12 protein-coding genes are annotated in these 12,333 nt (G+C 55.9%); 5 read left to right on the forward strand and 7 right to left on the reverse strand.

The features are described 5' to 3' along the window. Positions 1–58 precede the first annotated feature (58 nt). Positions 59–688 (reverse strand): winged helix-turn-helix domain-containing protein, encoded by a 630-nt coding sequence (locus F3H10_RS07630; protein ID WP_223174263.1) that lies wholly within the window; start codon positions 686–688, stop codon positions 59–61. 313 nt (positions 689–1,001) lie between these two features. Between F3H10_RS07630 and F3H10_RS16040 the strand changes: the two genes are divergently transcribed. Then, positions 1,002–1,166 (forward strand): hypothetical protein, encoded by a 165-nt coding sequence (locus tag F3H10_RS16040; RefSeq protein WP_188127898.1) that lies wholly within the window; start codon positions 1,002–1,004, stop codon positions 1,164–1,166. Positions 1,167–1,421: 255 nt separating this feature from the next. On the opposite strand, the gene F3H10_RS07635 is transcribed toward F3H10_RS16040, so the two are convergent. Continuing rightward, positions 1,422–2,348 (reverse strand): MarR family transcriptional regulator, encoded by a 927-nt coding sequence (locus tag F3H10_RS07635; RefSeq protein ID WP_149784172.1) that lies wholly within the window; start codon positions 2,346–2,348, stop codon positions 1,422–1,424. Between the two features lie 138 nt (positions 2,349–2,486). Here F3H10_RS07635 and F3H10_RS07640 point away from each other — a divergent pair, with 138 nt between their 5' ends. Further along, on the forward strand, positions 2,487–2,810 hold the full coding sequence (locus F3H10_RS07640; RefSeq protein ID WP_149784173.1) for a hypothetical protein: 324 nt from the start codon (positions 2,487–2,489) through the stop codon (positions 2,808–2,810). 287 nt (positions 2,811–3,097) lie between these two features. On the opposite strand, the gene F3H10_RS07645 is transcribed toward F3H10_RS07640, so the two are convergent. Beyond that, a complete protein-coding gene (locus tag F3H10_RS07645) occupies positions 3,098–4,444 on the reverse strand; it encodes an orc1/cdc6 family replication initiation protein (RefSeq protein ID WP_007344290.1) in 1,347 nt (448 codons plus the stop codon). Positions 4,445–5,207: 763 nt separating this feature from the next. Beyond that, complete coding sequence (locus F3H10_RS07650) at positions 5,208–7,373, reverse strand: type B DNA-directed DNA polymerase (protein WP_149784174.1); 2,166 nt, start codon at positions 7,371–7,373, stop codon at positions 5,208–5,210. A gap of 380 nt (positions 7,374–7,753) precedes the next feature. Between F3H10_RS07650 and F3H10_RS07655 the strand changes: the two genes are divergently transcribed. Together F3H10_RS07655 and F3H10_RS07665 are read left to right on the forward strand one after the other, a co-directional pair. Then, positions 7,754–8,302, forward strand: a complete 549-nt coding sequence (locus tag F3H10_RS07655; protein WP_149784200.1) for a DUF7342 family protein — start codon at positions 7,754–7,756, stop codon at positions 8,300–8,302. A gap of 640 nt (positions 8,303–8,942) precedes the next feature. Continuing rightward, a complete protein-coding gene (locus tag F3H10_RS07665) occupies positions 8,943–9,398 on the forward strand; it encodes a MarR family winged helix-turn-helix transcriptional regulator (RefSeq protein ID WP_223174265.1) in 456 nt (151 codons plus the stop codon). A gap of 33 nt (positions 9,399–9,431) precedes the next feature. On the opposite strand, the gene F3H10_RS07670 is transcribed toward F3H10_RS07665, so the two are convergent. From F3H10_RS07670 to F3H10_RS07680, 3 genes are read right to left on the reverse strand one after another with little or no spacing between them, the layout of a single operon-like run. Beyond that, a complete protein-coding gene (locus F3H10_RS07670) occupies positions 9,432–10,088 on the reverse strand; it encodes a ribonuclease H-like domain-containing protein (protein WP_149784177.1) in 657 nt (218 codons plus the stop codon). Beyond that, positions 10,085–10,387 (reverse strand): hypothetical protein, encoded by a 303-nt coding sequence (locus F3H10_RS07675; RefSeq protein ID WP_149784178.1) that lies wholly within the window; start codon positions 10,385–10,387, stop codon positions 10,085–10,087. The genes F3H10_RS07670 and F3H10_RS07675 overlap by 4 nt, the downstream gene beginning before the upstream one ends. 2 nt (positions 10,388–10,389) lie before the next feature. Beyond that, positions 10,390–11,328, reverse strand: a complete 939-nt coding sequence (locus tag F3H10_RS07680; RefSeq protein WP_149784179.1) for a P-loop NTPase family protein — start codon at positions 11,326–11,328, stop codon at positions 10,390–10,392. A gap of 311 nt (positions 11,329–11,639) precedes the next feature. On the opposite strand from F3H10_RS07680, the gene F3H10_RS07685 reads away from it, so the two are divergent. After that, positions 11,640–12,333: AAA family ATPase (locus F3H10_RS07685; RefSeq protein ID WP_223174266.1), on the forward strand; the 694-nt coding region annotated here is incomplete at its 3' end.

A 12,333-nucleotide genomic window follows, 5' to 3' on the forward strand; every position in this document is an offset into this window, starting at 1 on the left:
AGATACGGGTACTATTTTTCGATGCCCCAATTCGTTTGCGTCGACTGCTGTGATGGAATCAGTCACGATTCGGTATTCTGCGGGGTACTGCCGTGTCATGGTCGCTCTCGAATCCGATGTCATCCGAAATTTCTGGGAAAATCACGTCAAAGTAGGGATCGTATTCGTGCCCAACTGCGAGCACGGGCTTCAGTGCGAGGACAATACTGATCGCTTCCCCAGTTGGGATACCAAGTGGATCAGCGGCCATTCGCTGCGTGATCTGGCCAGCATAGTGGAGTCCAGCCTGCCGGACAGCAGCAGCGAGTTTACCAACACCGTGTCGCTCAACAAAGTATGAGACGTCTTCGTCGACTTCTTGGAGTGTAACGGCGTGGAGGATCGTCGGCGTCACAACAGTATCGTCAGTAGTGATTCGAACCGGATCTGCGGTCACTTCCACCGGTCGATCTCCCGCAAGCGAGACGATTCCGAGCGCCTCAAGCGTCTCTACGTGGTCGTAGATCGTGGTCTTCGGGATATCCAGTGCCGCCTTGATCTCTGGTCGAGTGACCGGCCCGTAATAGCAGGTGTACACATAGACACGCGCCAGTTCTGGACGATCCAATAACCGGCTGACAGTTACGAGATGGTTGATCCCGGTTTCGAGATCAGGTGGGGGTGTCTCCGTGGTGAGGTGAGGGGTCATACCCGCAAGTGCGAAATCCTTGAACTTTAAATCTCGTCTGAGAAACATGCCAGCTAGTGAGTCTCGAGTATCCTCGGGAAACCCGATTTGTATAGAGACGCGCTTAAGTGAAGCGTGACACCGCTGTGGAGTCGATGGCGTGGGGCCCTCACTCCTACCGGATCATGTAGCATCCCTCTATCTTACTCTCTCTTATTGTTCGGAATATTCCCGAATTGGAGGACGTAACCGGGTGATATCCCTATCACACCGATCCTAACCCTGGTATTCGTAGCGTGGTAAGGATTATGACTACAGGTTCGAAATGAGAAGTATGGCAGTAGACGGGGAACAGCCAGAGGACGCCGACGGGGCAGAGATGCTTCCCGACGAGGCAGCGGTGCTCCCTGAACGGGGCGAGTCCCTCGACGACGCCGATGACGACGAGCTTCTCACCACCGAGGAAGCCGCTGAACGTCTGGGCATCGAATTAGACTAGCAGCGTACCGCGCCCCACAGACAAGCTCCGTATTCTCGACGTCGTTATCGCTGAGGATCTCGCTTCTGTTGACCTGTTATTGTTCCGCACATTGGTGTCACCTCCAACTGCTGGGTGTGAACCCTAGAGACAGTCTGTCCAGTCGATACCAGCGGGACTCGTTCAGGAAGTGTGTACTCCGTTGGTGGCGTTCCAGCGAGTAGAGAGAGGTACGGGAGCGTGGCCCCTGAAGCTCACAAAAAATCACAACTGGAGTTAGTGTGAGAGAGAAACTTCGTAGTCGGCTGCCAGCCTCCGGAATTGAGTCCATTCGGGAAAACGGCGGCCAGTATCTTGCCCGTGTGTGTTCAGATACTGGAGTAGGGCATCGATTGTCTCTTCCAGTTCATATTTCGCTGCTTGATCTCGGAGTTGGCCCTCGTCAATATCGAGATGGCTGATCAAGAGGGCACAGTACGATCGGTGACGTGACCCATCATCGATCAAAAGCACGTGACAGCAAAGCGCCGCAGGCGACAAGCTGTCTGGATCTGTAGAATACAGGTAATAGCGGCGGCTCGTCAGGAGAAACTGGAGGCCAAACCTCGCGAACTCTGCTAACCCAGTCTCGTGGAAATTCTTTGAATCGATCTCCATTTCAGTTTGTGCGAGGAATTCGTCGTGCTCCTCCCAGAGAATCGTCCCATCCGGAACGACCGATCTGAGTCGCTGTCGATGGTCATAATGAACGAGTTCACGTGCGAACTCACGTAGTTGCTCGAAGTTCCCGGTGAAGTAGTACTGACTGTCTTCTCTGCCTACCAAGCCACGATTGCGGAATCGTCTCAGCACGCGATTGACGGTGTTACGATAGTTGTCGCTTTTCTCAGCGATCTCAGAGACAGTTCGCGGTTGGTCGATGTAGTACAACACCTCGAGAGCTTTGCCGGTCAGCAGCTCGGAGAAGTCGATATGGGGGTACTGGCGGACGAGGTCCTGGTAGATCTCGACGGCGCGGGCATCCGATGGGACGACTCGTTTTCGTCGGCCGTCGCGTTCGGTATAGACGAGCCCTTTCTCGACGAGGTCGGCGACGGCACGAGAGAGGTAGCTCTCGCTATGGTCGAGCTTCGTCGCGAGCTCGGAGATCGTATCGCCGCGGGCGACCGTGGCGAGGACCTTGAGTTCGATGCGCCGAAGCACAGTATAACGTAGTACAAAATTAATTTATAAACAAGTTTCGAGTAGTGTTACATCCAGCGAGCACGGGAGCCGTCTCCATCGTCTTAACCAACAAAACTATGGATTCGTGGGTTGTGTTGGTTAACACGAGGCCAACTGATGTCCTACGAACCCCCGACCCCACCGGCAGATCTCGCAACGGAGGTCGTCAACGTGCTTAACGAGTCGTCTCCAGAGCAGCTCCTAGATGTTGCTACGTACGCTGAAGCGCTCGCCGAGCACAAGGTACGAGAGGCCCGTCTCGAGGAGTCGCCAGATCAAGAGGAGGTCGAAGAGCGACCAGACGAGCTCCCAGACGACGTTCCTGCCAAAGCGACGATCACGATCAAGGATATCAACGACAATCGCTACTACTACTGGCAGTGGCGGGATGGAGAGCAAGTCAAATCCAAGTATAAGTCACCAGTCAATCCTGACGAGTAGAACAGATGGCTAGCCCGATCTTGCGGCGTACACACCCCGTGTGCGAAATGAAATTCTTAGAGATATCTCGTTGGCACCCCCCGTGTGCGAAATGATTCTACTCTCAACCGGGGTAGACCCCGTGTGAGAGATGAATCAGCTGACGAGTTGTGCGGGGACACCCCGTGTGCGAAATGAAAATATGAGTACGATTGTCAGACACACTTAGAATATATAACATTTCTTCTGGCAGGATCACACCCCCGTGTGCGAAATGAATCAAATAGCAGCGACTGTGTCGCTCCGAGTTACTTTCCCTCAAAGAAGTCGTCTATCTGTGCGTTGACAACTGACTTGATAAGATCACCTTCGTTATCTGCTTCCTCGATCCGGATATCTGCTCGAAGGGTTTCAGCAACCACGCCAGGATTGTCAACGAACGTGTACTCTTTGTGAACGCCACTCCCGTAGCCACGTCCCCGCTTTTCTGATGTGACAAAATTGTATGTCTCTGCCTCACTCATATAGCGGAGATAGGAGTCGCGCGATTTTGTATCGGCATCAAGTAAGTCAGTAAGATACTGATACACACGGTACGCGACTGTGCTGGGAACGGCGTTCAGGTTGCGTTGTGAGTAGACGGGGACGATTGCAGTAGCGTAAAGCGAGAGCTTCTTTTGGGTCGACAGACCCTGCATTTGAGTCAATGTCCGATCCCGTTCCGCTTCTTTCTGGGCATCGCGAACGTGTCCTTCATCAACCGTATCTTCGTTCTCTCGGTCCGCAATCTCGCCTGCTTTCCGGAATAGATCGATCGCTTTCCGCGCGTCGCCGTGATCCTGTGCCGCAAACGCTGAGCTAAGTGGAATAATACCGTCTTCAAGGACATCCTCCCGATACGCATCACGACGTCGTCGTAGAATGGATTGTAGTTGGTCCGCATCATAGTCTGAGAAGACGACGTCTTGCGGATTGAACGAACTCTCAGCCCGGCCGTCAAGGTTCTCCATGAATCGGGGATCGTTCGTGAGCGCAGCAACGGACACGTGCCCCTCGATTTGACCGAGTTGTGATGCCCGAGAGAGTTGATAAAGCAGCTTTGAGTAAGCTGGTTCCTCGTTCGGGTCCCGCTGTCGTCCCACCAGGAGGTCAATCTCATCCAAGATGATAATGACCGAGTCGAAATTGTTACTCAGGATCTCATAGAATCGGCTGAGTTTCTGGTCTGTCGAGACGCCACTCTGCGGGACACCGACTTCGACGTCGGCTTCATTAGCGGCGTTTTCCACAAGACGATAGACGGCCCTATCGTGCGATTTGATTGTCTGACAGTTGATCTTAATAACGCCAAAACGGTCATCTTGGGCGTTCGCGAGTTCAAGAACCTGCTGACAGACCGCATTGATGATGAGTGACTTCCCCGTCCCCGATGGGCCGTAGAGAAGCATATTGGGCGGGCGGTTCCCCTGTAATGCCGGTCGGAGATAGGTGATGATGTCGTCCAGCTGGTCATCACGACCGACGATCCGGTCCTCGTCGATGACGGCATCCGGGTCAAGAAGACCCTTATCTCGAAAAACCGAATTCTGAACGCCCTCTTGGAGGCGACCTTTGATAGATTGTGAGAGGGACTGTTGATCGTCGCCGTCAGCCATATTTGCGCAGTTAGGTCGAAACTATAAATAAATATGGGTACCGTGTGCGAGATTAAATTTGCTGAATTCTACCGATACAGAGTGTTTCTCGATGGGTAGACGAAATAATTCCGTAACCACGGGCGAAATCAATTGATCGTAGTGACCCCCCGTGTGCGATATGAAATGTCGATCAGGCCATCGAACAGCTGTCGATGTCGAGGCAAGACAGAAGAATTCAGCGGAGGTACTCCCCGTGTGCGAGATGAAACACTGGACATATTCTCGACCAGATGTGCCGAAAATATCTCTTGAATATCCCGAGCAGAGTCTGATCTCGTCGATAAGTCACCCCCACACCCCGTGTGCGATATGAATTTGACGAGAAGGTAGGCACGGACGAACCATCCAAAGATGTCGGAATTCGGTGAGAGAGTCCACGAGAAGACGATAAACCGACAGAGACGTTCAGCTCACGAAGGAATAAAGCCTCGGACAAGTTCGGTTATATCACGAAACATACTGTTTCGTTTCAACCGACCTTAGGCCCATTGCGGCTATGGTTGACAGAGCGGCTATGTAAATGTTTCCAAAATATAGCCTGTCTTGATATCGCTGTCTTTGAGACCTCTTCTCCGTAAAATAGCGGATTCCCGATGTTTCATGGTCTCTCTCCCCGATCACCCCTCCCCACCATCTTCGCAATTTCATATCGCACACGGGGTGTGGGGGTTCGACCCTAAAGGGATCTTAGGTAACCAACAAACCCACTCCGCTGTGTTGGTTAACTGTTCTCTGTGCTCGCGTACGCTGCCAACTTCGGGACCCGCGTCTCCGTGAGTTCTCGACGAATCTCCGTCCGATCCCAGCCAAGCGGTGACAGCACACTCTCGACAGCTCTGACGAGTTGCGTCTCGTAGTACGACGCATCGTACGACTCGACCTCCTCGTGAGTCAACGCGACCCGTTCTCGCGAGCTTTTCTCGTCGTCGACGACCACGTACTCGATGTCTTGGCCTGGATGAACAGCGAGATCCTGATCGCGAGCCCGCTTCAGCGCCGCCACGTTCTGGGTATTTTGCGTGTATCCCTCCAGCGGCTTGGAGACTCGATTCTGTTCGACGAGCTGCTCGACCGGCACCGTTCCAGCGTGGAGGCGCTTGATGGCATCTTGGAGACAGTCGAGTACGGCGTCCGGTGATCGAGTCGCGTCGAACCGTTCGAGACAATCCCGCTGGACATCCTCAATAAACGGCGGGGTCGACCGCTGGCGAGCCTCGATACCGCGTAACTTGAACTCGTCGTTGGCAGCCACCTTGCCGAAATACTTCGTGAGTGCGCCGGCGTTGCTCTCGCGCTGGGGAACGAACGCCACCCAGTCATAATGGGCTTCGTGTTCGAGCCGAATCTCGACGCGTTCCGTGATCGCCGTCGTGAGCGCTTCAAGGTTTTCGCGGTCATCGTCGTCGACGTCGGGGTCCGGAGTCACCCATATGGAGTCAACGATGCCGTGGACGACGCGCCAGCCGCCGTCCTCCAGCTGCTGTTTCGCCGTCAGCAGAATCTCGCGAGCGAACGCGTTGATTGCTTCGTGGCACTCGATGCGGCCGAACTTCGCGTTGCTGAACCCCTGGTAGCCAAAGCAGGCGACCAGGATCCACTTCAGCGCTCCCGACCGCCCCTCGAGTTCCGCTAGGCGATCCTCGTCGGGGTCGTCTCGTTTCCTCTCGCGACGGATGGCTGCCTTGATCTCGTCGCGAGCGTCGATGATCGGCTGGAGCACGTCAACGAGGTAGCCTCGATCATCGCAGATTGAGTACCCGAGGCCGGGAACGTCCTTGCGGTCGCTGTGGCAGTCACACCGGATGACGTCCGGTGACACATTCCGAGTACAGATGATATTCGGGTACAACGAGGAGAAGTCGAGTTCGTGGACGTTTTCGTGGAGGCCGACCTCGGGTGCGAAGATGAACCCGCCGCGGTCGGCGTCGTGGAGCGTCCCCATCGGCTTGTAGAACTCATGCCGCCAGGAGTTCCACGGGACGAGGACACCACGGTCGTGGGCCTCACAAATCTGGATCGCCGTGAGGACGTTCCCGATCGATGCCCACGCGAGCTCCTGGATAGGCTTTTTCGAACGCGACACGAGATCGAGGACACCGTCGAGGTTCGCCTCCCCGTAGAAGAACGTGTTCGACTCGTCGATGATCGCTCGACCGGGCACGTTGTACCGCGCCGGGGAGTGACCGACGCGGCCGTAGCTCGAGTACGTCGACCGGCTCGCGAGCTGCTGGTAGTCGACGTCCGGCCATCGACTCAATAAGAAGTCGTCGACGCCGGCGTCCGTCGCCATCTCGTGGAGGGTCGGGATGATCTCGCTCGTCGAGCAGACGAGAATGTCTGGGTCGTGTGTCTCGATCGCCGCTTGGACGGTGGTGAGTATGTCTCTCGATGAGTCGGTAACAGTCTCGCCCGCAATTGTGAGCTCGCTGTACGTGTCTTGGCCTGTCTCGGTCACTGGAATACCGAGCCGGAGTGTTGACAGTTCTGCCGTCGGAGTTGGATCGCAACTGGTCTCCAGACAGTACCGGAACGATCGCGAGAAATCGACGTTGAAACAGGCGAGATCGCCGACCGGGTGCGCCGACAGTTGGCGTGCCTGTCGCGCAAGCGGTGTGACGCGGTCGACGTGGTCGACGTCGACAGCGAGAGCGGGCTCGTCGTCACGACGAAATCCGGGGCGCCGGGATACGATCTCTGTCGCGACGACATCTGGGTGTCGTTCGTATTGTGAGCGAAGTGGCGTGAGATCGATGTCGGTGTCAGAGTCACGTGCTGTGACGTAGAAACGAGGTGTGTAGTCGTCGCGTTCGGTCGCGGTTGCGCCGTCGCTGGTCGCTTCCCATTCAAGAACGCGACCATCGTCAAGGAAATCGATTGTGAACGCCATTTGCGGTAGTCATCCACCTACGTGTCTCTACACCGGAGTCCCGCATAATCGCCGGTGTGTCTGTTCCGGATTTCGGGAAACAGAGATCGTATCGACAAGAACAGCGGACTCTCGCGGATTCGCTCTGTTAACCCCACTTCCAGAATCGTTTCCGAGTTTGTTATCTGAACCTCCGGTGGCGCGTTAACCAACAGAACTGCCGTTTCACAGGTGGTTGTTGGTTAAGACTGCTATGGACAGTCCTCCATATCTTGAATTCGGTGAACAATATACTACCCCACAGATTATTATGCCGCTCTCCCGTTGGTTGGCACATAATGTCCGAAGAGCCGTCCCCACCCCACCGAGTCAGCCCGGATGGCGGCACCGAACACCGTGACGTGAACGACGTCGTCGAAGAGGAATGGATCGAGGAGACGACGCCCTTTGAACGAGTGTACGAAGTCATCTCTCGTGTGTACGATCCGCTGTCTGCAGCACAGATCGCCGAGCGTGCCCGCGTCTCACCGACCACGGCGCGAAAGCACCTGCGAACGCTCGAGAGCGCTGGTGAGGTAACGACGTCTCAGGACGGTCAGACGACGCACTACCGACGGTCGGAAACGGCTATCGTCACCGAACACGCCCAGTCGCTCCTCGCAGAACGGACGCCCGAAGAGATCGCGTCCGGCATCGCTGATATGAAGGCGCAGATACAGGCGTGGCGCGAGGAATACGGTGTTGATTCACCTGAAAAATTCGCCCGAGAATTGGATATCGGCGACGCCGACAGCGAGCATGGTGCACTTCTCACAGAATGGCAAACGACGCGACGCAACCTCGCGCTCGCACAGGCAACACTCGCGATCGGTGAGGTGAGCCAAACTGGTCACCTCACTGGCACGGACACGGATGACGATGGTAACGGCGATACATCCATCGTGGTATGACCGACGACGGAGACCCCGCTCACCATATTCAGCCAGACGAGCAGTCTGAGGTATTTGGTCCTATCGACGCCGGGGCACTACGAGAAATACGGGACCTGTTCGTGGAACTAGAGCCGCTGGTCCAGGCGGCGTCATTAGACGACCCCCTGAATCCACAGACACTTTCCGTTGAACTATCCGACGGCGTCGGAGCGGCGTCATCCGCGCGGATAGATGTCCGGTGGAGTCTCACCGGGAACTACGCCGCACACTACACAGATGACCGAGACCGAAATTTTCGGTTCGACTGTCATCCGAAACCCGACGCGCCGCGCCGACACTTCCATTCACCTCCCGATGCTCTGAGCCGTCCTGTCGACACATCTTGTATTGCTGTGTCTGAAACAGGCCTTGTGACGCGAGCGATTCTCCAGCGGTGGGGATACGCCTATACGAATGGAACATTCGATGGGATCAACGACGCAGAAAATCCGCCATAGAAGCCTTGTCGGCACGGGTTCTTTTACAGGATCCGTGTTTTCAGAGCACAATCAACTGCTCTTCCATTGTGAGTTACTCACCTCGATGGACCAAATAGTTGGATGGTCTCGCCGCAACCATAGTAAAATATTTTAAGATGGTAGGGGACCAACTGACTTATATGACCAACTCGTCCGACCGAGTGTCAATTCCTGACGGCGGTTCGCTCCGACGGCGTGACGACCCTAATGAGGGCGATAACGGGTTCGACCTTGACGTTGAACTCCCTGAAGACAGCCTGTTCGATCTTGACGATTACTTGAAGATGTACGAAGTGGCGTCTAAGCCCAAGCAATATCTGATCCTTGAGGCGCTCGCGGAGAATAATCAACTCAGCACCAGCGAACTATCAATGGTACTTGGTGAGGAGGATAACGCGCTCCACTATCCGCTCCGGACGCTCAAGGATGTCGCACTCATCAAGAACCGACGCGATCCGAATACGGGGACTGAAGAGACCTATTCGTACTACGAACTGACGGAGCTAGGACGGATCGTGTTGACCGAGGGGATCCGCGAGGGTGTCCAAATACTGGCTCGGCAAGAAGCATCTCTCGAAGACAAATATAGCAAGTAAATCGCCCCGAGGCCCTCGACAGTTTTTGCACATTCACCCTTCACTAATCACTGGGTCAAGCGATTTCATCGAAAAATCTGATTTCGAGCAGTATCGTTCGGCGATGTCCATCAGCGCTCGTGTGCGGCGAATATCGGCGACGTTGTGGAGTACGACCGCTTCGAAATCACCAGTCTCCCACGCGTTGACGGCCTCGCTACTTTCCCCAAATGGATCGACTGTGCCGTGGCCGGAAGCCACGAGCTCGTCATACACTCCAGTGAGGCTGTTCTCACTCGTATTGAACCGTGAGGAGAAGACCTCCATCACGTCGATGTACGGCAGCTCGGCGAACGGCCACTCGCGTTCATGATGACTCAACCGCGTTCGAAGAAATGGCAGATCGAATCCACCCTTCCAGGTTTCCCCGTTGTAGGCAACGAGCTTGACATCTCGCTGTGCGATCGTGGCGTCGACGAACGTCTTGACGGCGTCCAACAGCGCGTCCTCATCGTCGTGAACAGAGAGCGTCACTGGCGTGGTGAGATGGTCGTTCACTTGCTGTTCGATATCTGAGGCACACGCACTCCCGTCTGTATTGAGGAACACTCGCGAGCCGATTTCGGCGTCGAAGCCGACGACGGTCAGCTGGTCAGTCGTCGAAAATCCCGTCGTCTCGATGTCGAATGCGATCGTCGCGAGTGTACTCATTGGGATTCCTCGCTGGTTTCTTCATCGGTGCGCTGTTCGTTGAGTCGGCGTTCGAGCACTTCGAGGCGTTCCTCATGGTCTTCCAATGTGGCCTCCTGTTCGAGATCGATACTGAATAGCGCCGGCACCAGTGGATTCTGGTGGTTCAACAGCCCACTCGCGTCGGCGTGTTCGCGAGCGTACTCGAACAGCTGGTCGAAGCGTGGTTGGTCGCGACGACGGAGCGCCCGTCGGAACTCCGCCCAGCGGTCTTCGATAGCCCGCAGCGCATCCCGATATGTCGGGTTCGTGCGTCCCATTGTTAGCGCCCCCCAGGTGCCGTCCACGCATCGAGGAGCGGACTCGTGGTGAGCGACGTCGTCTCGCCGTCAGCAGTCACGCCTGTTCCGACACCTGCCGGAGTCGACGTCGACGACGAGGGTGTCGCCGGTTCGAGGCCAACCTGCGTCGCCCGCGTAGCGAGCAGCTGTCGCCAGTAGGCGAACGTGGTCTGGTAGTACGAACCGTCATCAACGGGATAGACGAGTGTCTCGAACTCGTCACCGACGAGTCGCGGCCCCATCCGTGTTTGCTCACACTCAAGATGGTAGTCGGCGGCCGTCGCAACCGGTGCTGTGAACTCATCGATCGTACTCCGAGTAACGAGTACCGGGACGTCGTAACTGTTGGCGTACGTCGCCAGTCGAGCGAGGGTTCGCGCTTGGAGTGTTTCCGCGTGCTGCTCGCTGAGCGTCTCGTCGCTGCGGTACTGGGCGTCGACGGCCGGCGCGACGATGAGCGACGGGGTGTGTGGAGACGAGTCTTCGCTATGAGTCGATGACTGTCGACCGGATGTGCTGGTGACAGCGGTCGATTTCTGGATGGCCTGGTTTACTGCTGTCGAGAGATCGTCGACAGCGCCGTAGTGCTGGTACGCGGTAAATCCGCGGGCGACGTGGATCCGGTCGAGCAACCGCTGGCTCGGTGTGATCTGAGCCAGCGTCGTCGTCGTCGCGTGGCCGTTCGCATCAACCCAGAAGGCGGGCCCATCGTGTAACAGGAGATGGTCAAGCACGAGCGACTGGAGGATTGGAACGCCACGGCCGCCGTCTACGTCGAGCAACGTAATGCCGTCATCGAGTGACGGCAGCAGCATCTCGTCTGTGGCTGGATCGGCTTGATCTGTCAAGCCTAGATTGCGGTCTGCGCTCCGTGTCGGCTTGTCCGCTGCCATTCGATTCGATGGTGGGTGGTCTCCCATACTCGATAACTAGTCACTCTCTCAATAAGCGACGGCGCGGCGCTTCCGGACTTCCAGAAAGGACTTTACAAAACGTCAATTCGAACTCTGTCACCGGATCTTGAGGAGTGGTAGACTGTTTCCAAGACTCTTTCCAAGGTGGCCGTCGCCTTTGGTCGCCAAATTAACCAACATTCCGGTATCTCCCGGCAATTTGTTGGTTAATCTAGTTAGCATCGTTGTACCGCACCTCGTCAATGATATCTCTAGATATGATATTCCAGAATATGATTATTCAGAATATTTTATCATATACCCACTAATTCAGCGCCATGACAGACTTCGTGAACCGCTCGGAGGAGTTAGATCGGCTTCACGGCCTGTTTGACTCGGAGACCGCGGATCTCGCCGTCGTGTACGGGCGGCGACGGCTGGGAAAGACGAGACTCGTCAAGAAGGCGCTTGCGGGACGAAAGAACGCGGTCTTCTATCAGGCACGACAGAAGACGCGGGAGCTCCAACTGAAACAGTTCGTCGAAGTTGCGGCCGACACGGTTCCTGGTATCGAAGACATTCGTCCTGGTTGGGAGCGGTTGTTCCGGTATCTAGCCGACCAGAACGCCATTGTCGTCCTCGACGAGTTTCCGTACCTGATCGAACAAGACGAGAGTCTTCCCTCCGTATTACAGGCGCTGTTCGACCACGAGTTCGACGAGTCGGAGACGACGTTCGTGCTGGTCGGGTCATCGATCAGTATGATGGAGGAGGCGACACTGCTTGGAGACAGCCCGCTATACGGGCGGACCTCCTTGACACTCGACATCCGTGAACTCTCGTTCGACGCCGCGACGGAGTTTTTCCCGGATGATGCGACGGCGGACGAGGCCGTGCGTACGTGGAGTGTGTTCGGTGGTGTTCCCTACTACCTCGAGGAGCTCGACGCCGATCGGTCCCTCGGCGAGAACATCCAGCAGACGGTGTTAACCCGCCACGGATCGCTCCGTAACGAGCCGGAGTACGTTCTCC

The organism is Halorubrum aquaticum (assembly GCF_900113615.1).
Lineage (GTDB): Archaea > Halobacteriota > Halobacteria > Halobacteriales > Haloferacaceae > Halorubrum > Halorubrum aquaticum.